The organism is Psychroserpens ponticola, from assembly GCF_023556315.2.
In the GTDB taxonomy this organism is placed as follows: domain Bacteria; phylum Bacteroidota; class Bacteroidia; order Flavobacteriales; family Flavobacteriaceae; genus Psychroserpens; species Psychroserpens ponticola.
In genome coordinates this window covers 2,801,838-2,827,669 of sequence record NZ_CP116221.1, presented here as the reverse complement: position 1 = coordinate 2,827,669, position 25,832 = coordinate 2,801,838, and the positions used below count along the sequence as shown (strand labels likewise).

Below are 25,832 nucleotides of genomic sequence, written 5' to 3'. Positions count from 1 at the left end.
TTAAGAGAGTAATATGAAAAAAATAATAGTTATTACAGTTACATTTCTAGCATTTATTGCTTGTAAGAATGATTCTAAAACGACTTCTGATATAATTTCAGAAACACCTATTAAAACGGAAGACCTTAAAAAACATCCAAGCGATGTGCTTCCATTTTTAGACGAATTCAGCATCCTTTGTGGAGATGGCACTAAAATGGAAAACTTAGTTAATTCGGAACACAAAGATTTTTTCTATGTTACAAATGATGGGAAAACAGATTGGGTTGTATATAAAACACCAAACTCTGGTATAACGTCTAGAACATCAAGTAATACAAGAACAGAAATGAGTCAAAAAAAACATTGGAAAACCATGGAAGGTGGCAAATTAACTGGAACACTTAAAGTGCAACATGTTTCTACTTCTGGTGATGCTAGAGTTGCTGCTTCATATGCTGTTGTAGTTGGACAAATTCATGGTACTGAAGGGCACGAAAACGAACCTTTAAAAATCTTTTATAAAAAATTTCCTGGACATAAGAATGGTTCGGTGTATTGGAATTACGAAATTAATACCGCTGGAGATGATAATTCTGGTAGATGGGATTATTCAACAGCAGTTTGGGGAAATGACATGTCTGTTATTGGCACCAGCCCAAATACATATCCTGAAGAACCTATAGATGGAATTGCTTTAGGTGAAGAATTCAGTTACGAAATAAACGTATATGAAGGTATAATGTATTTGACATTTACAAGAGAAGGTCATAACACTAAAACCTTTACCAAAAGTTTAATAAAATCAGAGTTTACTAAAGCACTGCCACAACAAATTAAAACGTTATATGCATCTATTGGTCGTGATGGTTTAGAGCGTGAAAGTGCTTATGCTGGTGAATTGCAAAATTTTAAACAAGGTGCATATAATCAGACGAATGGAAAAAATCCAGAAGACAATATGGTATGGAGTACTGGTTCAGAAACTTATGATGGTGATATAGCAAAACAATATGCAAATGGATGTTATGCTGAGGTATGGTTTAAAGAAGGCACCTTAGGCGAAGGAACAGCACCTATCAATTAAATTTAGAAGTATTGAAAAAAGTAATATTTGTTATAGGAGTTTCTGGTTGTGGAAAAAGCACTATCGGAAAACTATTAGCTCAAGAATTAGATATCCCTTTTTTTGATGGTGACGATTTTCATCCAGAGCATAATGTTACAAAAATGTCTAGCGGACAAGCCTTAAATGATGATGATAGACAAGGTTGGTTGGAGACTTTAAACGATTTGGCTAAAAAGCAACTAAAAGAAAATAGTTGTATTATCGTTTGTTCAGCTTTAAAGGAAACGTATCGAGATACATTAAGTCGTGATATTGAAAGTAAAGCTAAATGGGTGCATTTATCAGGATCTTTTGAGCAGATTTTTAAAAGAATGAATAGTAGATCAGATCATTTTATGCCTTCAGAATTACTGAAATCACAATTCGATATTTTAGAACATCCTAAAGACGCATTACAAATAGATATTAGCTTGACACCAGAAAACATTGTGAAAACTATAAAAAACAAATTAATGAATACCTCAGAATTTGGATTATTTGGTCTAGGAGTTATGGGAAAAAGCCTATGCAGAAATTTAGCCAATAACGGATTTAAAATTTCAATGTTTAATAGGCATGTTGATGGCGTTGAAGAGCATGTCGCTAAAAATTTTAAAGCTGAATATCCAGAATTGTCTGAAGCTTCTGATTTTGATGATATTTTTGCTTTTGTCAATTCTTTACAGCAACCAAGACGTATCATGTTAATGGTTAATGCTGGAAAAACAATTGATTATGTAATTGAAGATTTATTGCCTCATTTGTCTGAAAACGATATTATTATTGATGGCGGTAATTCAAACTATAAAAAAACGAAAGAACGTTACGATTATTTAAAGTCTAAAGGAATTCATTTTATAGGAACTGGTGTTTCTGGAGGAGAAGAAGGTGCTCTTAAAGGACCATCTATTATGCCAAGTGGAGATAAAGAAGCCTATGAGAAAGTAGCACCTTTTCTAGAAACTATTTCAGCTAAAGATAAAAATGGTTTGCCATGTTGTACATATGTTGGTACTGAAGGAAGTGGACAATTCATAAAAATGGTCCACAATGGTATCGAGTATGTAGAAATGCAATTATTGGCTGAAGTGTCTACCATTATAGAAGCTTTAGGACAAAAACCTGACGATATCGCAAATACGTTAGATGGTTGGAAAAACGCTGCAAGTAGTTATCTATTAGAAATAACTACTGCTATTTTTAGAAAGAAAGAAGGAGATGAATGGTTGGTGAAAAAGATTTTGGATAAAGCAGGAAATAAAGGTACAGGGAACTGGACAACGATCGCTTCGGCAGAACTTGGTGTACCTAGTACTTTGATTGCTTCTGCATTGTTTTCACGATATGTTTCTTTTTATAAAGATGAAAGAATTCAGCTAAATAAGAATTTTGAAAGTGTAAATTCTTCAGAATTAAATCTGACAACAAATGATGTTTTAGAAGCGTATCAATTCGCTAGAATTATAAATCATTATCAAGGTTTTAAATTAATTGCTGAGGCGTCTAATAAATATCAATGGAATTTAAATCTTAGTGAAATTGCTAGAATTTGGACAAACGGTTGTATTATAAGATCAACTTTAATGGAAGAATTGGTTGAAGTCTTTAAACACACAGATAATATACTAACCCATCCACAATTAATTGCTTACGTTAAACAATATATGCCAGCGTTAAAAAAGGTAGTGTCCCAAAGTATTCTTAATGACATTTCAACACCTGCTTTAGGAGAAGCTATACATTTTTTAATTGGAATTACAACAAAATACGCTTCAGCTAATGTTATCCAAGCGCAAAGAGATTTTTTTGGTGCGCATACATATCAAAGATTAGATGATGATTCTGGAAAGAGTTATCATACCAATTGGAATTAAAAATTAAGATTAACAACCAATAACTAACAACTAATATCATGGAAGCAGCTACGCCTAAAAAATCATTTTTTAAAAAAATCATTGCTATAATATTAGGGTTTGGTCCTGGAATTTTTGCTATTGGTTATACTATTGGTACAGGTAGTGTAACGTCAATGATTGTTGCTGGAAGTAAATTTAATATGCAATTATTATGGGTACTCTTCTTAAGTTGCCTCTTTTCTGGAATTCTAATGTTTGCTTATGGGAATTACGGATTAATAACTGGTGAAACAGCGCTCTACGGATTTAAAAAGCATTTAAAATTTGGTAAAATTTTAGCCATATTAATTATTGTAGGAATAACATTTGGGCAATGGAATTCTCTGATGGGAATTTTAGGAATTTCATCAAATATTATATTTGAGATTTTAGCAGTAAATTTTGATGGCTTAAGTGCACATAAATATGAAACCGTTTTAATAACTGCCATTGTTATTATTGTTACGTTTTACTTATTAATGCTGGTAGGTAAGTATACCTTCTTTGAAAAGATACTCGTCATATTTGTAACCTTAATGGGAATGTCATTTGTGTTGTCATTATGTTTTGTGCAGCCACTTCCTATGGATGTTGTAAAGGGGTTAATACCAACCATTCCAAATGTGCCTGGAGGAAAAATGTTAGTTGCAGCATTTGTAGGTACTACAATGGCATCTGCTACATTTTTATCAAGACCACTATTTGTAAAAGGAAAAGGATGGACTATTAAAAATTTAGATCAACAAAAGAAAGATTCTATTACTGCTGCGATCTTAATATTTGTTATTAGTGGTGTTATTATGGCAGTAGCTGCTGGAGCTTTGTATTATCAAGGTAAGGAGGTGACACAAGTTTTAGATATGGCAAATACCTTAGAGCCTGTTGCTGGTAAATGGGCAGTTACTATTTTCTTTTTTGGCGCATTAAGTGCAGGCTTGTCTTCTATTTTCCCTTGTTTATTGATAGCACCATTATTGGTAGCAGATTATCAATCAGGTGAATTAGATACTAATTCACGTCAATTCAGAATCATTACAGCTGTTGCTTGTTTAGTTGCTTTAATTGGTCCAGCGTTTGGCGCTAATCCTATTGAGATTCAAATTCTATCTCAAGTATTTAATGTGTTTGTTTTACCATTAGTGATTTTAGGAATCATCATTTTAGTGAATAGTAAAAAAGTAATGAAAGACTATAAAACGAGTCTCTTTGTTAATATTGGAATGTTTGCGTCACTTCTTTTTGCCTGTATCATTTCTTACAATGGAATATTGGCATTAATGGACTATTTTTAAAATTGATTTTTAATCAAAATAGCATAGATTAATGATAAATATGCACACATATTTTGGCAAACTACTAAAAATCATGTATATTGGTCAACCAATCTGGTCAACCAATTTTATTTATGAAAAACAAACGTTCCCTCGGCTTTGTCTCAATCATTATTTTATTAGTATTAACGGTGTCTTTTGCTGACGCTAATTCCAGAGTTTTAAAAGTTAAAAACGTAACAGAGTTTAACGATGCAGTAAAAAACGCAAACCCTGGTGATGTTATTACATTAGCTAATGGTGTTTGGAGTGACGCTGAACTCGTTTTTGAAGGTAAAGGAACTGCAGAAAATCCAATTAAACTTACTGTAGAAGATAAAGGAAAAGTAACTCTAGAAGGTAATTCTAATTTGCAATTAGCTGGAGAGCATTTAATTGTTGAAGGACTCGTTTTTAAAAATGGATTCACGCCAACTAACGCAGTAATCTCGTTCAGAAAAAATAGAGAGGAAATGGCTAATAATTGCCGTTTAACTGAATGTGTGATCGATAATTACAATAACCCAGAACGTCAAGTACAAGATTATTGGATTACCATTTACGGACAAAATAATCGTATTGATCACAATCACATTGCAGGCAAAAAGAATTTAGGGGTCACTATGATTGTTGGTTTAGATACTAAAGGAAGTAGAGCAAACAATCATAAAATAGATCACAACTATTTTGGTCCTCGTCCAACATATGGAAATAATGGAGGAGAAACTTTAAGAATTGGTACTAGCCATCACGCCTTGGAAAATTCAAATACTTTAGTAGAATCTAATTATTTTGATAGAACCAACGGAGAACACGAAATCATTTCTAATAAAGCCTGTCAAAACACATTTAAATACAATACATTTTTTGAGTGTACTGGAACATTAACCATGCGTCATGGAAATGAAACTTTAGTTGATGGTAATGTATTTATTGGGAATGGAAAACCAAGTACTGGAGGAGTTCGTATTATTAATGAAACACAAACGGTTATAAATAATTATCATGTTGGCTTAACGGGTTACCGTTTTAGAGGCGCATTTGTGATGATGAATGGTGTGCCAAATTCGCCACCAAATCGTTACGTTCCAGTAATCGATTCTAAATTAAATAGTAATACGTTTGTTAATTGCGATCATATTCAATTATGTGCTGGAAGTGATTCAGAAAGAAGCCAAGCGCCTAGAACTTCAGAAATTTCAGGAAACATTTTTTATAACGAAAACAAGAATGACACGTTTACTATTTATGATGATATAAGTGGAATCACTTTTAAAGACAATCTTCTAGGCGAACATGGAAAAACGACTATAAAAGAAGGTTTTGAAAATGCAGACATTACATTGGTGAAAAATGAACAAGGATTCTTAATTCCTACTTCAGATAAAATTAAAAATAAAGTAACTATTAGTCCAAAGATTGCAACTAAAGAAAATACTGGTATAACTTGGTATTCTAAAGCAGATACTAGTGTTGCATTAAATTCTGGTAAAACAATTAAAGTGGAAGCTGGTATTAATACCTTGTATAACATTGTGAAAACTTCGGAAGCTGGAGATATTATAGAGTTAGAAGACGATGGAACATATTTAATAACCAAAGCAGTAAAAATAAACCATCCTTTAACTTTCAAAACATCAGGAGCTAAAAAAGCAACGATTTTGTTTGAACGTATGATGGCTTTCGAGATTCAAAATGGAGGAAGCTTATCATTAGAGAATGTAAGTTTCGACGGAACAAAATCTCCAGATTATGCAGGTAATTCTGTGATTAGTACAAGTAAAAACTCAATGATTGATAACTATAAATTATTTATAGACAACTGTGAGTTTAAAGATATGGTCGTTAATCATTCGTTTGATGTGCTTCGAGTGTCAAAAGGCACATTTGCAGATACGATAAGTATTCAAAATTCAACATTCAAAAATATATCAGGACATATTACCGCATTAGATAAAGAAACGGATGATATTGGAGCTTATAATGTAGAATACTTGATAATGAAAAATAATACAGTTACCAATTTGCAAGGTGCTGCATTGCGTTTGTATAGAGGTGGAAAAGATGAAAGTACGTTCGGTCCATTTTTAGAAGTAGATCACAATGTATTTAATAATGTAGGTTTTGGCAAAAAGAACAAGTATAAAGCTGCAATGTCTTTATATGGTGTTCAGGTAAACGATATTCAAAATAACAATTTTAATAATACGAAAGGGCTAAACATGCATTTAGTTGTTGGTGAGCCAATTGTAAATGTCGTAAATAATAATTACTATAAATCTGATGAGATTATAGTAACAGGAGATCAAAAACATAACATTTCTAACCTTTATAATATTGAACCAACATTTAAAGAAGGAACATTTGAGTTGTCAGCTGATTCTTCTTTAAAAAATAAAGGAACAGATAATCAAGACATAGGAACTATTTCTAAAAACTAAATATGATAATTACTAAAAATTTCATACTTAAATTTGCTTTAGTCGCAATTGTATTCACTGCGTTTTCTTGTAAAAGAGAAAACGTAGCTGATACAAATAATAAAAGTGAAAGAGCAACTTCAGAAGCGCATCCTAAATTAATACTTACAGCTCAAGGCGTAAAAGAGATTAGAGAGCAATTAGGAAATATTCCAATTTTCGACAATACCTTAAAAGCAGTACAAGATGAGATAGATGCAGAAATTGCTTCAGGAATAGAAACACCAATTCCAGTTGATTATTCTGGTGGTTATACGCATGCAAGACACAAACGTAATTTTGTAGTTTTGCAAAAAGCAGGCGTTTTATATCAAATTTTAGAGGATGAAAAGTATGCTAAATACGTAAAAGACATGTTAATGCAATACGAGGAAATGTATAAAACATTACCACTTCATCCAAAAACAAGATCATATGCTAGAGGCAAATTATTTTGGCAATGTTTAAATGATTCAAACTGGTTAGTATATGTGAGTCAAGCATACGATTGCATCTATAATTATTTGTCTGAAGAAGAACGAAACAAACTAGAAACAAATTTATTCAGACCATTTGCAGATCATATCTCAATTGACAGTCCGCAATTTTACCAAAGAGTTCATAACCATAGTACTTGGGGAAATGCAGCTGTTGGTATGATAGGTTTGGTGATGAATGATCAGGAATTAATTGATCGTGCTTTATACGGAATTAAAGGAGTGGATTTAGACAAAACCGCTAAAGATGATGATGGTGGCTTTTTAAATAAAGATGGAAAGGCAGGTTTTTTAGCGAATATAGAAGAACCGTTTTCACCAGATGGTTATTATAATGAAGGACCTTATTATCAACGTTACGCGATGTATCCTTTTTTAATTTTTGCTGAAGGATTGCATAATGTTAGACCAGATGTAAAGATTTTTGAATACAAAGAAGGTGTGCTTCTAAAATCAATTAATGCATTATTAAACTTGTCTGATGCTGATGGCGATTTTTTTCCACTTAATGATGGTCAAAAAGGAATGTCCTATTACACAAGTGCCTTAGTCACTGCTGTAGATATTTCGTATCATTTTGGAGATCAGGATGCAGGTTTATTAAGTATAGCAAAAGAACAAGATCGTGTTTTATTAGATGATTCTGGTTTGGCTGTTGCACTAGGAATTAAAAATGGAAAAGAAATGCATTTTGAAAAAAAATCAATCAACTTATCCGATGGACCAAATGGAACACAGGGTGGAGTTGGTATTTTGAGAAATGAAAATTTAGAATTGGTCTTTAAGTATGCGGCTCAAGGATCTAGTCATGGACATTATGATAAGTTATCATATTCGTTATATGAAAAAGGTGAAGAAGTTATTCAAGATTATGGTTTAGCACGTTTTGTAAATATTGAACAAAAAGGTGGTGGAAATTATTTGAAAGAAAATAAAACGTGGGCAAAACAAACGATTGCTCATAATACAGTAACACAAAATGAAACGTCTCATTTTAACGGGAAATACGAAATAGGGAGTCAGCATCATTCAGTGCTTAATTATTTTTCTTCTGAAAATGAAGCTGTTCAAGTTGTAAGCGCAAAAGAAACAAATGCTTATCCAGGAACAGAGATGCTTCGTACTATGGCAATCATTAAAGATGAAGATTTCGAAAAGCCTTATATGTTAGATATTATGAAGATAATGTCTAACAAAGCCAATCAGTATGATTTTCCATATTACTTTTTCGGACAAGTTTTAAAAACTAATTTTGATTATCAAACTCCTAAAGTTCAAAAAGCTTTAGGAACAAAAAATGGTTACCAACATCTATTTGTTGAAGGTTCTGCAAAAGCTTCAAATGAAAACAGTAAGTTTTCTTGGTTACACAATCGTAAGTTTTATACCTTAACTTCTATAACTAATAATAAGGACGAATTATTCTTTACAAGAATTGGCGCAAACGATCCTGAATTTAATTTACGAAGAGATCCTGCATTATTATTAAGAAGAAAAAACACAAAAAACACACTTTTTGTTTCAACTATAGAATCTCATGGTAGTTATAGTCCAGTCACAGAATCTGCGTTTAATTCTAACAGTAATATACAAGGATTAAAAGTTATATTAGATACTGTAGATTATACAGCCATTTCAATTACAACTGTAAAAGGTAATACTAAACTATTTATTACAGCAAATACAAAGGCTTCAAAAGAAGTAATACATAACTTAAAAATAGACAATAAGAATTATGAATGGTCAGGTTCTTATTATTTCAAGTAGAATAATAAAAATTATAAAATTATGAAAAGATTTAGCGAAAAGTATATTGTTACAAAAGATATCGAATGGGAAGTACTTGGAGGAGGAGTATCAAGAAAATTCTTAGGTTATGATAACCAAATCATGATGGTAAGAGTAAAATTTGACAAAGGAGCATTAGGTACACCGCATCAACATTTTCATACACAAGCTACCTTTTGTGTTTCTGGTAAATTTGAATTTGAAATTGATGGAGAAAAGCAAATTGTAGAAGCAGGAGATGGTGTGTATGTCGAACCTAATTTATTGCATAGTGCAGTTTGTTTAGAAGAAGGAGAGTTAATTGATACATTTAGTCCAGTTAGAGAAGATTTCTTAACTGGTGATGGACCATCTTATTTTGGTGATAAAGAGTCGTAAAAAATCCTTTAGTTATAATCCATGAAGCTTTTGTGAAAAAAGCAAGAGATTCCTTAAACGAATATTTAGTGTTTGCTATTTTAACTTAAACGTGTTCTATTTTAACAAATAAAATTTACGAAAACGTTGGAATTAACAAAATTTTATATATATTTGGTAAACCAATCTGGTAAACCAATTATTTTTTATAACAAAAAAGGACAGGGTGGGCCTATCCTTTTAAAAAAAACTTCTATAAAAAGAAGTGAAAAAGTGTAATTACTTAGTAAGTAGATACATAAGCAAAGCTACAAAAAAACATATTAATTAGCTGTGTATTAAAACTTAAGTAATTGTTAATATTAATTAATTCAATTCAAAACAATTATTATGAATTTAAAAAACAAACTACCGCTATTAGTTGCATTACTATTTAGCGTAACAATGTTTGCCCAAGAAAGCTATCTGCTGAAAGGGACAGTTGTTTCTGAAGTAGATCAACAACCTATTCCAGGTGTTAATGTTCTAGTTCTAAATACAACAAGAGGTGCTTCTACAGATTTTGATGGAAACTTCGAAATTAATGTAGCTTCTGGTGAGGTGTTACAATTCTCTTATTTAGGTTATGTTACCTCAACAGTTATTGTTAGTGACCAACAAACGTTAAGTATTTCATTGGCTGAAGACGCAGCTCAATTAGATGAAGTTGTAGTTATCGGTTATGGTACTCAGAGAAAGAGTCATTTAACAGGAGCTATATCAAAGGTTAAAAATGAAGACCTTGATCAAATTGCTGTACCAAGAGTTGATGAAGCTTTAGTAGGTCAGGTGTCTGGTGTAACTATTGCTGCTACAGAAGGTGAAGCGGGTTCTGCTCCAACAATTCGAATTAGAGGAACTGGTTCAATTTCTGGAGATTCTTCACCAGCTATTGTTGTTGATGGTTTAGTTGTTGATAGTGACTTTTTAGGTAACTTAGATATGAATGAAGTTGAATCTTTTGAAGTGTTAAAAGATGCTGCTTCTGCTGCAATATATGGTTCTAGAGGAGCTAATGGTGTAATTTTAATAACTACAAAGCAAGGTAAAGCTGGTAAGACAAAGTTTACTTATAATGTCTTTACAGGTTTTAAAGAAGCAAGACAAAGTGATGATTACTATTTTACAGTAGCTGAAACTGCAAGAGCAGAAAAAGCAGCTACAGGAACTATATCTGATAGAACTAGAGTTAAGCAATTAATTGGTACAGATCGCGATTGGCAAGATGTTATTTTTGATGGTGGTATCATTGAGAGTCACTCTTTTGCAGCTAGAGGTGGTAATGAAAATACAAAATTTAGTTTGTCTTTAAATTATGTTCATGATGAGGGTGTTTTATTAACTGATGATTATAAGAAGTATTCACTAAGATTAAAAGTAAATTCTAAAATCAATGATAAATTCTCAATTGGAGCAAATTTAAGTCCATCTTATTCTAATAGAAGACGTTTTGATGGTTCTACTCACGATATTTTAAGACAAACACCTTGGTTGCCATTATATATTGATGCAAGTAATATTCAATATGTTAACCGTTTACGAGATGGTGGTAAATATGCAAATGTGAAAATTGGTGATTACGCTGAACAAAGAATGTTTGATGATTTTGACCTAGATACAATGTCACCAGTTGAATCTGGTGGAACAGATATTAGTAATACTTCAAATACAAATCCAGCGGCAAAAGTATTAGAGCGTGATCGTAACGATTATAAATTTAAACTAGCAGGTAGTGTTTTTGCAAAGTATAACATTACAGATAACTTTTCTTTTAGAACTACATTGTCTGGAGATTTCCAGAATACTAAAAGAGATCGCTGGCAAGGTGTTCTTTCAAGTAGAAACGGTGCCTCTGCAACACAATTAGATTTATCTACACAAAACAGAATTCACTTTGTAACAGATAATATATTTTCTTATGACAAGATTTTTGGAAAGCATGAAATTGGTGCTATAGTTGGTTTTTCTGCTGAAAAATGGGATACCAATTTTGAAAGCACATCTGGTGCTGGTTATGATTCGGATTTATTACAAACTATTACTGCTGCAGATCCAACAACTGTAACGAGTGTGTCTTATGAAATTCCAGAACGACTAATATCGTATTTAGCAAGGCTAAACTACTCTTATGATAATAAGTATTTAGCGTCTGTAAGTTTTAGACGTGATGGATTTTCTTCTTTTGGAGAAGATAGTAAGTATGGTAATTTTGCAGCGGCCTCTGTTGGTTGGATCGTTAGTAACGAAGACTTTTTAAATGAAAGCGAAGTTGTTAATATGTTAAAAATTAGAATGAGTTATGGTGTGTCTGGTAATCCATTTTTAAGATCAGGAGATCCTATTGTTGATGCTTTTCCATACTTACCTTTATTGCAATCTTCAACTGCAGTTGTTGATGGTGACGTTGAGCCTGGTTTTAACTCTATTAACTTTGCAAATCCTAATTTACAATGGGAACGATCAATAGAGATTAACCCAGGAATTGATTTTGGTTTATTCAATAATATTGTATCTGGTTCTGTAGAATACTATAAGAGAACAAGTGATCAACTTCTTATAGATAATCCAATTTCAGGTACAACTGGTTTAGACAGTCGTTTAGTTAATATTGGTGAAGTTGAAAATTCAGGATTTGAATTAGAATTAAGAACTAGAAATATTTCTAAAGAAAAATTCAAATGGTCAACTACTATGTTAGTGTCTAAAAACGAAAATAAATTAGTTAATTTCGCAGATTCTGATGGACAAATTCAAAATGTAGATAGTAAAAGAGCAGCAGAATGGATTAATCAAGTTGGAAATCCAATTTCTTCTTTCTATGGTTGGGTTGTTGATAGAGATATTCCTTTACAGTATATAAATAATCCATATCACCCAGTTGGAGGTGAAGCTCAAGATGTGTATGTGAAAGATTTAAATGGTGATGGTATAATTGATGATGATGATAAAACAATCTTAGGGGATCCTTATCCAGACATTGTTTGGAGTTTAACTAATGATTTTAAAGTTGGAGATTTCGATTTAAGCTTTATGTTTCAAGGAAGTCATGGTGCTGAAATCAGAAATATGGGAGATCAGTATATATTCAATCATTTTAATAGTGCTCAAGATTATACAGCAGATACACCAAATAAAGAATTCATTAAAGAAAAGATATTTACAGACGATATTATTCAAGATGCTTCGTATATAGCATTACGTAATGTAAACATAGGTTATACACTTCCTCAGAGTTTATTATCTAAAATATTTTTAACAAAAGCGAGAGTGTATGCAAGTGGAACAAACCTTCTTTATTTTACTGCAAGTGATTATACAGGGTTTAATCCAGAATCTATAAACGATACATCTCCAACGACGTATGGTTACCAAAGAGCTGGTTCACCTGTACAACAAACCATATCATTAGGGTTGAATTTAGAATTTTAATTAACACTTTAAAAAATGAAATATATTATGAAATCAATTAAAATTATAGTGTTACTATTAGTAATGGCTGCGACCTCAGCTTGCGGAGAAGATTATCTATCTCCAGAGTTAGAGTCATTAATTAACGCAAACACTTTTTATACTACGGAAGAGCAGTTGAATGGAGCTGTTATTAATATGTATGATGGTATTCAAGGAATTAATTCTACTGTATCTAATGATTATCATGGGATGCAACAAGAGTTTTATCTTACGGAGATGAGAAGTGATAATACCAGAACTAAAAGTTCAGAAGGTGAAGCTGCTCAATTTGAAAATTATTCAATTCAGCCTACAAATGGTATCGTTCAAGATTATTACAATAGTTTTTACAATGTTATATTTAGAGCAAATATTGTATTGCTTAACTTGAATGTAGCTTCTGATGAAAATAAAGCAAAAATTGAAGCTGAAGCAAAATTTGTTAGAGCTTATGCTTATTTTAACTTAGTAAGATTGTTTGGAGATATTCCGTTAGTAGATCAAGTATTAGATCCAAATGATTCTAGTTATTTAGATGTTGCATTTACACGAGTTAATACAGCTGATATTTATGCTTTTATTGAAGAAGATCTTGAAAATGCAGTTGCAGGTTTAGATAACACTTATAAAACGAGAGCGTCAAAAGCAGCAGCTCAAGCTTTATTAGCTAAAGTTTACTTGACACAAGGAACGAATTACTTAGAAGCACAAATTTTATGTGAAGAAATAATGAGTAGTGGTTTTATGTTACAGCCTAACTTTAAAGATGTCTTCTTTAATGAATTGAATAGTGAAATTATATTTGCTATTGGTTATTTTCCAGATAGTAATGATAGTCAAAACTTCTCTGCAGAATGGTTAAACGCTGTAGGTAGAACAAGTGGTGTGAATTATACAACTGTTGATTCTCGAAATGCACTAGATGAATTAGGTGGTGATAGAACATTATATTCTTATAGAGTAGATACAGGTCAACCAACACAATTTCAAGTCGTAAAATATCTACCAGATGGTGATGATGATTTAGGAATTGATCCAACATCAAGTGATCCAACTTCTGCAGGTAATGATTGGATTGTAATACGTTATGCTGATGTATTATTAATGCATGTAGAAGCAATTATGGCTGGAGGTTCTAGTACTAGTGTTCAAGGAGCATTAGACTCATTTGAAGAAGTGAGATTAAGAGCAGGTTTATCTGGTGATGATGATGATAACATTACTAAGCAAGAATTGTTAGATGAACGTCGAGTTGAGTTAGCATATGAAAACCAACGTTTATTTGATCTAATTCGTTTTGGAGAGGCTCAAAATGTATTGTCTGTTTTTTCAGCAGCTAATGGTTATAATTTTACTGCTACAGATCTTTTATTGCCAATACCACAAAGAGAAATTAACTTAAGTAATGGGCGTTTATCACAAAACCCAGGATATAACTAAAAAATGCATAATAAAATGAAGAAATTTTTAACAAAATCAATTTATAGAGCTAGCATGTTTATTGTGTTATTGGCTTTATCACAATCGTGCAGTGATCTGGATAAATATGAACCACTAGGTGCTAATTCTATTGCAGACGCAACACCTCCTTCAGCAGATTTTTCTTTCTCACAAGGTGTAGGGCAAAATGAAGAATGGAAAGATTATACGTTCGCAAACTTATCATCAAATGCAATTACGTATTTATGGGAGTTTGATGATAATACAACATCTAGTGATTCTGATGCTGAAAAAACCTATCCAGGTGAAGGTATGTACTCAGTAACACTAACCGCTACAGATGGTAATGGTGTTTCTAGTACTGTTACAAAAACTTTAGAGATCGTTGAGCCAGAAGTGCCAGACGTTTTAATCCCTGAAATACTTGAACCAGGTTTTGATAATGGTGATGCAGGTGATGATCCAGTTGAGATTGATAGTAGAGCTGTTTGGAGAAATTCTGATCTAGGTGGTGTGTTACAAATAACAGGATCAAGTGGTTATCATGATGGAAATTATGGAGGAAAATTACCTGAATCAGCCGATAGAATAGGGTATCAAGAAATAGGTGATTTTACACCAAATACAGATTATGTTTTATCGTTTAGATACCGTTTAAAAGATGATGTATCTGATATGTTCGGAGTACTAAATGTTTTAATGGTTAAGCCAACAACCGATCCAGCTGATGTAGCAGCTAATACAGTTGCTTCAGTTTCATTTTCAGAAGATGTTGTTGGAACAAGTGAATTAGCGACAGGTACGTTATCATTTAATTCTGGAACAAATACTACGTTAGCAATTTACTTCTTTAATGAGTTAGATGAAGCTTATATTGATACGTTTACACTTGCTGCTGACGATTAAATAAAAATTAATGAAGATTTATTATACATTCTTATTTGTGTTCTTTTTTGGATTGGCAGCTAACTGCCAATCCATGAGCACAACTTCTAACTCTGTAATTAAAAAGGAAAAAAAGAAGAAGAAGAAAAAAAGGAAAAAAAGTAAGTTGCCAGATATTGATTTGTCACATTGGAAGGTGACAACACCTTCTGGAGATGGTAAAAAACCTTACGAGGTTTCACCTCCTGAAATTATGGATTATGCTACAAATGAGAAGTTAATTCCATACATGTACAACGATTCGAGTCGAGGTGCGCTTGTATTTCATGCATATCCAAGTCAAGCTACAACTAGAAATACTAAATATTCTAGATCTGAGTTAAGAGAACAAATGATTCCAGGTGATAATAATACGAACTGGACATTCAAGCAAGGAGGCATTATGAAAGGCAAACTTGCAATTGATGAAGTTACTAGAGGTGAAGATGGAAAATATCATCGCGTTATTATTATGCAAATTCATGGCAGATTAACTAATGAACAAAGAGATTTAATAGGTCAAGATGATAACAATGCACCACCAATGTTGAAAATATATTGGGATAAAGGTAAGATTAGAATTAAAACTAAAGTTCTTAAAAACTTAAATGCTACTGAAACTGAAATGCTTCACGAAGATGCATGGGGAAATGATGAAGGGTTTAATTTTAAAGAAAAAGTAGATTTTAAAAAATTCACTCTTGAAGTTCAAGTTTCTGAAGGAAAAATGGTGATTATTTTAAATGATAACGAGTATAAAGTGTACGAAAATATCCATATGTCAAAATGGGGAATATTTGAAAATTATTTCAAAGCTGGCAATTATTTTCAATCACGAGATGAAGGTGCTTTCGCAAGAGTGAGATATTATAATTTAGAAGTAAAACATTAAGATTGATTATTTGAGTTTGTCGCTTATTGAATTCTACTAATCCTAAATGTAGATGAGTAGAATTCTTTAAGTATTGTTGAATTTTTTGTAGGAATAAACACTTGTTCCGTGTAATATTTTTATAAATTTATCAGACATTTTTAATTGAAAGTTAATGAGATTTTAAAATATGAAAATAGAAACACTTACAAAAGCAGATAATCAGAATGTTCAAAAGATTATCATTTCCAAAATAGGAGAACTTATAAATCATAAAAATCTTGAGCCTGGAGATAAATTACCTTCGGAGCGAATGTTGTCAGAAAAATTTGAAGTAACTAGAAGTGTTGTTCGAGAAGCAATTCAGAAATTAGAATTTTATGGACTCTTAAAATCAATTCCACAAAGCGGAACTTTTGTTGCCAATATTGGTGTCATTGCCATGAATGGAATGATTGAAGATATTTTGAGATTAGAAGATCCAGATTTTAAATCTTTAGTGGAAACTAGAATTTTATTAGAATTAAAAACAGTGCGTTTGGCTGCGATTAGAAGAACAGATGAGGATCTTGAAAAATTAAAAGTAGCCCTAGATGCTTATAATCAAAAAGTTTTAAAAGGTGAAGATGCAGTTCAAGAGGATTTACTTTTTCATTTGGCAATTGCTAAAGCAAGTGGAAATAGCACCATGAATGCGTTTATGCTTGTTATAACACCTGAAATCATTACAAATTTTGAAAAATATCACGTTTGTGATAAAGGACTCTCTCAAAGAGGAGTTAAAGAACACGAAGAGATATTCGATGCGATAAAAAGACAAAAACCACAATTAGCTAAGGCAAAAATGAAAGCACACTTTAGCGTGTTATACCAATATTGTTATAATGTTTAATTTAATAACAGACTAACCAAATATGAAAGTAAAAGGACTTAGATGGTGGATTATAGGCTTAGTTTGCCTCGCCACAGTTATCAATTATATTGATAGATCAGCATTAGGAATAATGTGGCCAGAAATGAGTAAAGATTTAGGCCTTACTGAAGAAGATTATGCTTGGGTTATAAATATATTTACAATCACATATGCAGCTGGTAAATTTATTTCAGGTAAAGTATATGATAAGGTTGGAACAAAAATAGGATTTGTATTGTCTATTTTCTTTTGGTCTTTAGCTAGTGTGTTACACTTCTTCGCTAGAGGAGCAGCTTCTTTAGGGATATTTAGAGGATTATTAGGTGTTGCTGAAGCTGGTAATTGGCCTGGAGCAGTAAAAAATAATGCAGAGTGGTTTCCTATTAAAGAAAGAGCTGTTGCACAAGGTATATTTAATGCTGGTGCTGCTATCGGTTCAATAATTGCTGCACCTACTGTTGCAGAATTATTTGGCGCTTATGGTTGGAAAGTAACATTTGTAATTATTGGTGTTTTAGGATTTATATGGATTATTCCTTGGTTAATAATGAACAAAAATAAACCGAAATTGCATCCATGGATTACTGATGAAGAGAAGAATCATATCGTCTCAGGTCGATTAGAATCTAGGCGAGATAATGATGATGATAAAAGTTTAAGTGTAATGGAGATCCTTTCTATGAAAGAATCTTGGGGAGTAATTGCTTCACGCTTTTTTATTGAACCAATTTGGTGGTTGTTTGTGTTTTGGATGCCAATTTACTTATATAAAGAATTTGGGTTTAATGTAAAAGAAATAGGCTATTATGCATGGTTTCCATATGTAGGAGCTGCAATTGGTAGTCTCGCTGGAGGTTGGTATGTGAAAAAATTAATGAATAACAATAGCTTAGATAAATCAAGAAAAAAAGTAATCACTATTGGAGCCGTAATAATTGTTTTTGCAATTGTCGGAGCGATATTATTTGCCGATACACCTGAGAAATTTGTGTCTTTTGTGTTTGTTGTATTATTTGGATTCCAATTTTCAATTAGTAACATTCAAACTATTCCAAGTGATCTATTGAATGGGAAATCCGTTGGAACACTAGCTGGATTAGGTGGAAGTATTGGAGCTGTTTCTGTAATTATTATGAACTGGTTGATACCGATAATAACTACTGAATCATACACACCAGCATTTATAATATTAGCTGTATTAGCTCCGTTAGCAGTATTGTCAATTAATCTATTGATAAAAGAGATTAAACCTATAGAAAACGAAATAAATTAAATAATAAAATATACTATTAAAAGATGAGTAAAAATAAAGGAAAAGTAGCTATAATAACAGGTGCTACAGGAGGTATTGGATTTGCAGTTGCTGAAAGATTAGGTCAAGATGGATATACTGTAGTTTTAAATGGTATCGATGATGAAGCGGGAGCTAAAAGAGTTAAAGAGCTTACAAATCAAGGTATTAGCGCTGAGTATTACGGCTTTGACGTTACAAAAGAAGATGACGTAACTTCTAACATCACTAAAATTGGTGAAAAATATGGTAAAATTGATGTGCTAGTTAACAATGCTGGTGGATTAGGAGGAAGATCTCGTTTTGAAGAAATGACAACTGATTTTTACAGATTTGTTATGGCGCTTAACTTAGATTCTGTGTTTTTTGCTTCAAGAGCAGCAATACCATTTCTGAAAAAAGGAGAACATCCTTCTATAATTAATTATACTTCAAATGCTGGATGGACTGCAGGTGGACCTGGAGCTGGTGTTTATGGAACATCTAAAGCTGGAGTTCATGCAATTACAAGAGCATTGGCAAAAGATTTAGCGGAATATGGTATTAGAGCAAATGCAGTTTCACCTGGAACCATTGATACACCATTTCATGCTCAAATTAAAGCAACAAAACCAGAAGTTTTTGCTTCATGGGCAAATAATATTATGTTAGGAAGATTAGGTCAACCTGAAGATGTAGCTGGTGTTATTTCTTTCTTAGCAAGTAAAGATGCTGCTTTTATAACTGCAGAAACGATCCAAATTGGTGGTGGACAAGCATTAGGTATTTAAGAATAAAGGATTAACATGTAGTTAATTCTTATATATTTGATTGGATAAGAAGTGGTTACGTTTTGTAGCCACTTTTTTTATGGAAAAAAGGGCACTTTTATTTAGAAGAATCTCTTACAATCAATTCTGCATCAAGAATAATTTTATTTAAGGTTTGTTTTTTTGTTGGGTTTTTGATTCGCTTCAAAAATGTTTCGGCAGCTAGTTTTCCAATTTGTGAACTATGTTGCTCTATACTTGAAATTGCAGGTGTCACTAATGACGTAAATGGTTCATTGCCAAATCCTACTAATCTAATGTCATCAGGCACTTTAACATTATTTTCGTTTAAAACCTGTAAGGCACCTAAGGCTGCATAATCACTAGCAATATAAATCGCATCTGGTCTGTTTTTGAGCTTTAACAATTCTGTCATTTTTAATCTGCCGTCTTTAAGTGTTAAGTCACTTTCAATAAGAAGATTTTCATCAATCGGAAGATTATTTTTTTTAATTGCATCAATGTAGCCTCTAATTCTGTTATTATAAATGCGTGTACGTCTATAACCACCTATATGTGCTATTCGTTTGCAACCTTTTGAAATGAGATGTTCAACAATCATATGACTACTATCATAATCATTTATACCAACATAATCTACATTTAAGTCGTTCTCACCACGATCAAATAGTATTAAAGGAATCCCATAGGATTTTATCTTTTCATAATAAGATAAGTCAACAGTTTTATTTGCCATTGAAGCAATTATTCCATCAACTTGGGTGAAAAGTAGAGTATCTATATTTTTGCATTCTTTCTCAAATGATTCATTAGTTTGCGTAATAATTATGTTATAGCCAGCCTTGTTTAATACCTCTTCCAAATGTTCAACTACAGAAGAGAAGAAATTGCTATTCGTTTTTGGTACAATAACACCTACTAAATTACTTTTTCCTTTTCGTAAAGCACTTGCTAAATGGTTAGGTTGGTAATTTAATTCTTTTGCAACTCGTTTTACAGCTTCTTTAGTTTTTACACTAATGCGTGAATCATCATGCATAGCTTTTGAAACTGCAGCAGGTGAAATATTTAGAACATTTGCAATGTCTTTTATGGTTGTTCTTTTTTTATTCACTTTGTTTTTATATATTTGCTTAAACGTTTAAGCAAATATATTGTTTTAACCATAGGAATCAAAACTATGTCTGTTTTGATTTATTTTTTAGGATTTGCTTAATCGTTTAACCAGGTAGAAAAATAAAATATTTTAAATATAATTTAGTATGAAAAAAGTAGTCACTTTTGGAGAAATAATGTTAAGATTAGCACCTCAAGGGTTTTTGAGATTTTCACAGGCTTCTTGCTTCGATGTTGTTTATGGCGGAGGAGAATCTAATGTCGCTGTGTCTTTAGCTAATTATGGAGTTCCTGTAGATTTTGTAACACGTTTACCCAAAAATGATATTGGTGAATGTGCCATGATGGAGATGCGCAAAAGAGGCGTTGGTGTTGATAAAATAATTCATGGTGGTGATCGATTAGGAATTTATTTTTTAGAAACTGGAGCCGTAAGTAGAGGAAGTAAAGTAGTATATGATCGTGCACATTCTGCAATTTCTGAAATTAAACCAGGAATGGTTGATTGGAAAGCCGCTTTTAAAGATGTTGCTTGGTTTCACTGGACAGGAATTACTCCTGCAATTTCACAAGGTGCTGCTGATGCTTGTCTAGAAGCTGTAAAAGCTGCAAGTGAATTAGGAATAACTATTTCTACAGATTTAAACTATCGTGCTAAACTATGGACGTTCTGCGATGATGCTCACAGAGAAAAAATAATGAGTGAATTAACGTCATATTGTGATGTTGTTTTAGGAAATGAAGAAGATGCCGAAAAGCATTTTGGTATTCATCCAGAAGGACTTGATGTTCATAAACATGGTCATGATGTTAAAGCAGAAGCATTTCTTTCTGTTTGTAAACAAATGATGGAGAAATTTCCAAAAGCTAAAAAAGTAATTACAACATTGAGAGGTTCTATTTCTGCTTCTCATAATACTTGGGCTGGCGTTTTGTACGATGGTAAAAAAATGTATGAAACACGTCAATACCAAATTACAGATATTGTTGATAGAGTTGGTGGTGGAGATTCATTTATGGGTGGATTAATCTATGGTTTATTAAAATATCCTGAAGATGACCAAAATGCATTGGATTTTGCTGTTGCAGCATCTTGTTTGAAACACACTATTAAAGGTGATGCAAACTTGGTAACAGTTTCAGAAGTAGAAAAATTAATGGGTGGTGACGCCTCAGGACGTGTAGCAAGATAATATTATGGCAAATTTTTCAAGATTAGAAGTAGCAGAAGTAATGAAACAAACAGGTTTAGTGCCTTTGTTTTATGATGGAGATTTAACAGCATGTAAAGAGGTTCTAGATGCATGCTATAAAGGAGGTGCAAGACTATTAGAATTTACTGCTAGAGGTGATTTTGCACATGAAGTTTTTGGAGAGCTCAATAAGTATGTCCTTAAAGAGTTACCTGGAATGATAATGGGAGTAGGCTCTGTTACTGATGCTGCGTCAGCTTCTAGATTTATGGCGCTTGGTGCTAACTTTATTGTTACACCTGTATTTAGAGAAGATATTGCAATTGTATGCAACAGAAGAAAAGTACTTTGGTCACCAGGTTGTGGATCGCTTACTGAAATTGCAAAAGCAGAAGAGTTTGGTTGTGAAATTGTAAAATTGTTTCCAGGCGGAATTTATGGGCCAGATTTCGTTAAAGCTATTAAAGGACCTCAACCATGGACTAGCATTATGCCAACAGGAGGTGTATCTCCAACTATGGAAAACTTAAAAGGATGGTTCAATGCTGGTGTTACTTGTGTTGGTATGGGCTCTAAACTCATTAAAAAAAATGCAAACGGAGAATTTAATTATAAAGAAATAGAAACAAATACAAAACTTGCTTTGAGTATAATAGAAGATGTAAGAAAATGAATCATCTAGAGTCAACTATAACATTAAAAGAAATTTCTCAAGTTTCAGGGTATTCTGTTTCCACAGTATCTAAGGCATTAAACAACAAGCCAGATATTAGTATAGATACTCGTAAGGTTATTCAAACTATTGCTGATGAATATAATTATGTTCCAAACAATTATGCTGTTGCACTTAGAAAGAAAAAAACAAAAACTATTTCTGTAATTGTTCCTCAAATTAATACGTCTTTTTATAGTTGTTTATTGTTTAATATTGAAAAACTAGCTTATACTTTTGGTTACAGAATTTTTATATTTCAATCTTTTGAGGAAACTTCAAAAGAAAAAGAATTTATGAGAAATAGTAACGATGGAAGTGTAGATGGACTTATCATAATTACAAAAAACAAACTTCTTAATAAATATTTTAAAGAAGAAAATAACCTTCCTGTTGAACATATCTGTGTTGACGAAAATTTATCTGAAGAGAGACTGAAAAAAGAATGTATTTCTAGTTTTAATACGTTGTTAAGACGTATAAACTAATTTTTATATATGTTAAGATGTTTAAGAAGGCTGTCATATTGATGATTATGAGTGCATTGGCTTTTGCATTGTTGAACGTTTTTGTTAAAAAACTTACTCACTTTAATGTCTATCAAATAGTTTTCTTCAGATCCATAGGATCATTGTTTTTTACGCTTCCTTTCTTAATGCATAAAAAAATCTCAATACTTGGTAATGAGAAATTTTTATTGCTTTCAAGAGGTTTTATAGGTTTTGTAGCTATGACCTTATTTTTTATGTCACTAAAACATTTGTCAATGGGAGCTTCTGTCTCAATTAGATATATATCACCAATTTTTGCAGCTTTATTTGCATTAATACTGCTCAAAGAAAGAGTAAAACATTTACAATGGTTTTGTTTTGCTATCGCTTTAAGTGGTGTTTTTATATTAAAAGGTTTTAATATTGAAGTTAATAGTTACGGAATCTTTTATGCCCTTTTATCAGCTGTCTTTACAGGATTGGTATTTATCATTATTAGAAAAATAGGAAATAAAGATCATCCAATAGTTGTTGTCAATTATTTTATGATTATTGCAGCTCTATTTGGAGGTGTTCTAGCAATTTCTAATTGGCAAAACCCTGTTGGTATAGAATGGGTTATATTATTGAGTTTAGGTGTTTTTGGATACTTCGGACAATATTATATGACAAAAGCTTTTCAGATTGGCGAAGTGAATCAAATTGCTCCTCTAAAATATATCGAAGTCATCTTTACAATGTTAATTGGCGTGATTTGGTTAGCAGAAACTTATACAATAATTGGATTGCTCGGAATTTCATTAATTCTTGGAGGACTGATTTTGAATTTTATGGTGAAGCGTCGAAGTAGTTTTGATAAGAATTCTAAAACTAAAATGAATTAATATAAAATATAGTCGAATCAATTAAGTCAAACTACAGTGCTATAATAAATGGAATTTCTTATACTAAAACTTTTCCTTTTTCTCCAACAGCATAAACACCCCAATCCGCTATAGATTGCACAACAGGTATCAATGTTTTTCCAAAATCTGTTAACGAGTATTCTACCTTTAAAGGAGGTTTAGATGTATATACTTTTCGAAAAATTAAACCATCTTCTTCCAAAGTTTTTAATTGTAAACTTAATGTACGTTCGGTAACCGATGGCATTTGTTTGCGCAGTTCGTTATATCGAAGTGTTTTTTCTCTAAGATGAAATAGAATAACTGTTTTCCATTTTCCGCCAATAAACCCCATTGTTAAACTTGCACAACAAGGATATTCTTTTCCATTTAACTTATACATAACCTCTTTTATTAAATTTCTTACAAAGATAGAGTACTATCATAAATTATACAACTATACTTTTTATAGTTTATTTAACATTGTCTTAAGTTTCATATTATGAGTGATATATGATTATTTTTTGCGTAAATTTCATACTATCCTTTTTGACCGTTCTTGTATAAAATGTATACTAAAATTACATTTGCACTATACTTTTGATAGTATGATTATTAATCAACTAAAAAAAACACATACAAATGAATTTAAATGAAATTTTAAACTGGAGATACACAACTAAGGAATATGATGCAACCAAAAAAATATCGGATACAGATATGGCTGAAATCAAAAACTTGTTAAGAATGAGTCCTTCTAGTGTAAACTTACAACCTTGGCACTTTATAGTTGCTGAAACTACAGAAGGTAAAACACGTGTAGCAAAAGGAACACAAGGTTTTTTTAGTTTTAACGAACCTAAAGTGAAAAATGCTTCAGCAGTGGTTTTATTTTGTGTTAAAACAGATGCTGATGATGCATATTATCAGCATATAGCAGATACAGAAGATAAAAGCGGAAGATTCCCTAATGAAGATATAAAAAACGGATTCTTAAGTGCTGTTAAAGTATTTGCTGGTATTCATAAATACGATTTAAAAGATCTACAACACTGGATGGAAAAGCAAGTATACCTTAATATTGGTAGCTTTTTATTAGGTGTTGCTAGTTTAGGAATCGATGCTACACCAATGGAAGGTATTGATGTAAAAGTTTTAGATGAAGAATTTGGATTAAGAGAAAAAGGATACACATCATTAGTTGCAGTGTCTTTAGGATATAGAGCAGATTCTGATTTCAATTCTACTGAAAAAACACCAAAATCTAGGTTAGCAGAAAGCGAAATTTTCACTGTAATATAATTTCAAAAACGTTTAATTCAGATGAATGCAATAGGATACAAAGAGAATTTACCAATTGACAACATAAATTCTTTACAAGACATAGAATTAGAAACGCCAAAAGCAATAGGAAGGGATATTTTGGTTGAAATTAAAGCTATTTCTGTAAATCCAGCAGATTATAAAGTGCGCTCAGGAATGCCTGTTGAAGGAGACGATTGGAAAGTAATTGGTTGGGATGCTACCGGAATTGTAAAGGAAGTTGGCGAAGACGTTACTTTATTCAATGTAGGAGATGAAGTTTGGTATGCAGGAGATTTTACACGTCAAGGGAGTTACGCACAATTTCAAATTGTAGACGAACGTATTGTTGGTAAAAAACCACAAAGTTTATCTTTTCCTGAAGCTGCTGCGTTACCATTAACAACGCTTACAGCATACGAAATGTTGTTTGATAGATTGCAAGTTTCTAAAGACGATGCCAATAAATCTATTTTAGTAATTGGAGCTGCTGGTGGTGTTGGATCTATATTGATTCAATTGGCTAAAAAGCTGACAAAATTAAACATTATTGGTACTGCTTCTCGCGAAGAAACCAAGTCTTGGTTAAAAGAATTAGGTGCAGATACAGTAATCAATCACAGAAATAAACTAAGTGAAGAGTTTGAAAAATACAATTTGCCTGCACCAGAATATGTAGTGAGTTTAAACGCTACAGAACATCATGTATATGAGATTGTAAAACTGATTAAACCTCAAGGTAAATTTGGATTTATTGACGATCCAAAATCGTTAAATGTGATGCCTTTTAAAGGAAAAGCGGTGTCGACGCATATTGAATTAATGTTCACGCGTTCGATGTTCCAAACAGAGGATATGATTGAGCAACACAATATCTTGAACAAAGCTTCAGAATTAATAGATAACGGAACCATTAAAACAACCTTAGGCGAAAATTTCGGAACTATAAATGCTGAAAACCTTAGAAAAGCACACGCGTTTTTAGAAACAGGAAAAGCAAAAGGTAAAATAGTCTTAGAAGGATTTTAATCAAAACAATAAAA

Annotated in this window: 21 protein-coding genes; 19 read left to right on the top strand and 2 right to left on the bottom strand. The window is 32.1% G+C overall.

All coding sequences use genetic code 11. The annotated features are described in order from the left end of the window. Window positions 1–13: 13 nt before the first annotated feature. The 13 genes from MUN68_RS12575 to MUN68_RS12515 all read left to right on the top strand — a co-directional run bounded on the left by MUN68_RS12575 (window position 14) and on the right by MUN68_RS12515 (window position 19,091). Window positions 14–1,066, top strand: a complete 1,053-nt coding sequence (locus MUN68_RS12575; protein WP_249995890.1) for a polysaccharide lyase family 7 protein — start codon at window positions 14–16, stop codon at window positions 1,064–1,066. Window positions 1,067–1,077: 11 nt separating this feature from the next. Next, the gene (gene gndA / locus MUN68_RS12570; protein ID WP_249995889.1) at window positions 1,078–2,961 is read left to right on the top strand and encodes an NADP-dependent phosphogluconate dehydrogenase; all 1,884 of its coding nucleotides are present in this window, start codon (window positions 1,078–1,080) and stop codon (window positions 2,959–2,961) included. Window positions 2,962–2,999: 38 nt separating this feature from the next. Next, entirely contained in the window at window positions 3,000–4,274 is a 1,275-nt protein-coding gene (locus tag MUN68_RS12565) for an Nramp family divalent metal transporter (RefSeq protein ID WP_249995888.1), read from the top strand. 113 nt (window positions 4,275–4,387) lie between these two features. Continuing rightward, window positions 4,388–6,733, top strand: coding sequence for a chondroitinase-B domain-containing protein (locus MUN68_RS12560; RefSeq protein ID WP_249995887.1), 2,346 nt, complete (start codon window positions 4,388–4,390; stop codon window positions 6,731–6,733). A gap of 2 nt (window positions 6,734–6,735) precedes the next feature. Next, window positions 6,736–9,015: an alginate lyase family protein gene (locus tag MUN68_RS12555; protein WP_249995886.1), complete on the top strand. Its 2,280-nt coding sequence runs from the start codon at window positions 6,736–6,738 to the stop codon at window positions 9,013–9,015. A gap of 21 nt (window positions 9,016–9,036) precedes the next feature. Then, window positions 9,037–9,414 carry a cupin domain-containing protein gene (locus MUN68_RS12550; protein ID WP_249995885.1) on the top strand — a complete coding sequence of 126 codons (378 nt, stop codon included), beginning with the start codon at window positions 9,037–9,039 and terminating at the stop codon, window positions 9,412–9,414. Between the two features lie 369 nt (window positions 9,415–9,783). Then, window positions 9,784–12,861 (top strand): SusC/RagA family TonB-linked outer membrane protein, encoded by a 3,078-nt coding sequence (locus MUN68_RS12545; RefSeq protein ID WP_249995884.1) that lies wholly within the window; start codon window positions 9,784–9,786, stop codon window positions 12,859–12,861. A gap of 27 nt (window positions 12,862–12,888) precedes the next feature. Next, window positions 12,889–14,322 carry a RagB/SusD family nutrient uptake outer membrane protein gene (locus MUN68_RS12540; protein WP_249995883.1) on the top strand — a complete coding sequence of 478 codons (1,434 nt, stop codon included), beginning with the start codon at window positions 12,889–12,891 and terminating at the stop codon, window positions 14,320–14,322. A 15-nt stretch (window positions 14,323–14,337) separates the two neighbouring features. After that, on the top strand, window positions 14,338–15,228 hold the full coding sequence (locus MUN68_RS12535) for a PKD domain-containing protein (RefSeq protein ID WP_249995882.1): 891 nt from the start codon (window positions 14,338–14,340) through the stop codon (window positions 15,226–15,228). A 10-nt stretch (window positions 15,229–15,238) separates the two neighbouring features. Beyond that, the gene (locus tag MUN68_RS12530) at window positions 15,239–16,138 is read left to right on the top strand and encodes a polysaccharide lyase family 7 protein (protein ID WP_394357623.1); all 900 of its coding nucleotides are present in this window, start codon (window positions 15,239–15,241) and stop codon (window positions 16,136–16,138) included. Window positions 16,139–16,307: 169 nt separating this feature from the next. After that, a complete protein-coding gene (locus MUN68_RS12525; protein ID WP_249995881.1) occupies window positions 16,308–17,009 on the top strand; it encodes a FadR/GntR family transcriptional regulator in 702 nt (233 codons plus the stop codon). Window positions 17,010–17,031: 22 nt separating this feature from the next. Beyond that, complete coding sequence (locus MUN68_RS12520; protein ID WP_249995880.1) at window positions 17,032–18,303, top strand: MFS transporter; 1,272 nt, start codon at window positions 17,032–17,034, stop codon at window positions 18,301–18,303. 23 nt (window positions 18,304–18,326) lie between these two features. Then, the gene (locus MUN68_RS12515; RefSeq protein ID WP_249995879.1) at window positions 18,327–19,091 is read left to right on the top strand and encodes an SDR family NAD(P)-dependent oxidoreductase; all 765 of its coding nucleotides are present in this window, start codon (window positions 18,327–18,329) and stop codon (window positions 19,089–19,091) included. A 97-nt stretch (window positions 19,092–19,188) separates the two neighbouring features. Here MUN68_RS12515 and MUN68_RS12510 read toward each other — a convergent pair whose 3' ends face one another. Continuing rightward, on the bottom strand, window positions 19,189–20,205 hold the full coding sequence (locus MUN68_RS12510) for a LacI family DNA-binding transcriptional regulator (protein ID WP_249995878.1): 1,017 nt from the start codon (window positions 20,203–20,205) through the stop codon (window positions 19,189–19,191). A 148-nt stretch (window positions 20,206–20,353) separates the two neighbouring features. On the opposite strand from MUN68_RS12510, the gene MUN68_RS12505 reads away from it, so the two are divergent. The 4 genes from MUN68_RS12505 to MUN68_RS12490 are packed head-to-tail and all read left to right on the top strand — an operon-like array spanning window position 20,354 to window position 23,487. After that, complete coding sequence (locus tag MUN68_RS12505) at window positions 20,354–21,400, top strand: sugar kinase (protein WP_249995877.1); 1,047 nt, start codon at window positions 20,354–20,356, stop codon at window positions 21,398–21,400. A 4-nt stretch (window positions 21,401–21,404) separates the two neighbouring features. Next, entirely contained in the window at window positions 21,405–22,073 is a 669-nt protein-coding gene (locus tag MUN68_RS12500) for a bifunctional 4-hydroxy-2-oxoglutarate aldolase/2-dehydro-3-deoxy-phosphogluconate aldolase (protein ID WP_249995876.1), read from the top strand. After that, entirely contained in the window at window positions 22,070–22,600 is a 531-nt protein-coding gene (locus MUN68_RS12495; RefSeq protein ID WP_249995875.1) for a LacI family DNA-binding transcriptional regulator, read from the top strand. Before MUN68_RS12500 ends, MUN68_RS12495 begins: the two co-directional genes overlap by 4 nt. A gap of 17 nt (window positions 22,601–22,617) precedes the next feature. Next, window positions 22,618–23,487, top strand: a complete 870-nt coding sequence (locus MUN68_RS12490) for a DMT family transporter (protein WP_272792373.1) — start codon at window positions 22,618–22,620, stop codon at window positions 23,485–23,487. A 58-nt stretch (window positions 23,488–23,545) separates the two neighbouring features. Here the strand turns inward: MUN68_RS12490 and MUN68_RS12485 are convergent, their stop codons facing one another. Next, window positions 23,546–23,890 (bottom strand): winged helix-turn-helix transcriptional regulator, encoded by a 345-nt coding sequence (locus tag MUN68_RS12485; protein ID WP_249995874.1) that lies wholly within the window; start codon window positions 23,888–23,890, stop codon window positions 23,546–23,548. A gap of 239 nt (window positions 23,891–24,129) precedes the next feature. Between MUN68_RS12485 and nfsB the strand changes: the two genes are divergently transcribed. Beyond that, window positions 24,130–24,789: an oxygen-insensitive NAD(P)H nitroreductase gene (gene nfsB, locus MUN68_RS12480; protein ID WP_249995873.1), complete on the top strand. Its 660-nt coding sequence runs from the start codon at window positions 24,130–24,132 to the stop codon at window positions 24,787–24,789. 21 nt (window positions 24,790–24,810) lie between these two features. Continuing rightward, a complete protein-coding gene (locus MUN68_RS12475) occupies window positions 24,811–25,818 on the top strand; it encodes a zinc-binding alcohol dehydrogenase family protein (RefSeq protein WP_249995872.1) in 1,008 nt (335 codons plus the stop codon). Window positions 25,819–25,832: the final 14 nt, after the last annotated feature.

Excerpts from the sequence above, each read along its gene's own strand:
- MUN68_RS12560 (WP_249995887.1), top strand. The coding sequence starts at position 4,388 with ATGAAAAACAAACGTTCCCTCGGCTTTGTCTCAATCATTATTTTATTA.
- MUN68_RS12495 (WP_249995875.1), top strand. The coding sequence starts at position 22,070 with ATGAATCATCTAGAGTCAACTATAACATTAAAAGAAATTTCTCAAGTT.
- MUN68_RS12500 (WP_249995876.1), top strand. The coding sequence starts at position 21,405 with ATGGCAAATTTTTCAAGATTAGAAGTAGCAGAAGTAATGAAACAAACA.
- MUN68_RS12565 (WP_249995888.1), top strand. The coding sequence starts at position 3,000 with ATGGAAGCAGCTACGCCTAAAAAATCATTTTTTAAAAAAATCATTGCT.
- MUN68_RS12540 (WP_249995883.1), top strand. The coding sequence starts at position 12,889 with ATGAAATCAATTAAAATTATAGTGTTACTATTAGTAATGGCTGCGACC.
- MUN68_RS12485 (WP_249995874.1), bottom strand. The coding sequence starts at position 23,890 with ATGTATAAGTTAAATGGAAAAGAATATCCTTGTTGTGCAAGTTTAACA.
- MUN68_RS12575 (WP_249995890.1), top strand. The coding sequence starts at position 14 with ATGAAAAAAATAATAGTTATTACAGTTACATTTCTAGCATTTATTGCT.
- MUN68_RS12520 (WP_249995880.1), top strand. The coding sequence starts at position 17,032 with ATGAAAGTAAAAGGACTTAGATGGTGGATTATAGGCTTAGTTTGCCTC.
- MUN68_RS12475 (WP_249995872.1), top strand. The coding sequence starts at position 24,811 with ATGAATGCAATAGGATACAAAGAGAATTTACCAATTGACAACATAAAT.
- MUN68_RS12530 (WP_394357623.1), top strand. The coding sequence starts at position 15,239 with ATGAAGATTTATTATACATTCTTATTTGTGTTCTTTTTTGGATTGGCA.
- MUN68_RS12535 (WP_249995882.1), top strand. The coding sequence starts at position 14,338 with ATGAAGAAATTTTTAACAAAATCAATTTATAGAGCTAGCATGTTTATT.
- MUN68_RS12505 (WP_249995877.1), top strand. The coding sequence starts at position 20,354 with ATGAAAAAAGTAGTCACTTTTGGAGAAATAATGTTAAGATTAGCACCT.
- MUN68_RS12515 (WP_249995879.1), top strand. The coding sequence starts at position 18,327 with ATGAGTAAAAATAAAGGAAAAGTAGCTATAATAACAGGTGCTACAGGA.
- nfsB (WP_249995873.1), top strand. The coding sequence starts at position 24,130 with ATGAATTTAAATGAAATTTTAAACTGGAGATACACAACTAAGGAATAT.
- MUN68_RS12490 (WP_272792373.1), top strand. The coding sequence starts at position 22,618 with ATGTTTAAGAAGGCTGTCATATTGATGATTATGAGTGCATTGGCTTTT.
- MUN68_RS12545 (WP_249995884.1), top strand. The coding sequence starts at position 9,784 with ATGAATTTAAAAAACAAACTACCGCTATTAGTTGCATTACTATTTAGC.
- MUN68_RS12525 (WP_249995881.1), top strand. The coding sequence starts at position 16,308 with ATGAAAATAGAAACACTTACAAAAGCAGATAATCAGAATGTTCAAAAG.
- MUN68_RS12550 (WP_249995885.1), top strand. The coding sequence starts at position 9,037 with ATGAAAAGATTTAGCGAAAAGTATATTGTTACAAAAGATATCGAATGG.
- MUN68_RS12555 (WP_249995886.1), top strand. The coding sequence starts at position 6,736 with ATGATAATTACTAAAAATTTCATACTTAAATTTGCTTTAGTCGCAATT.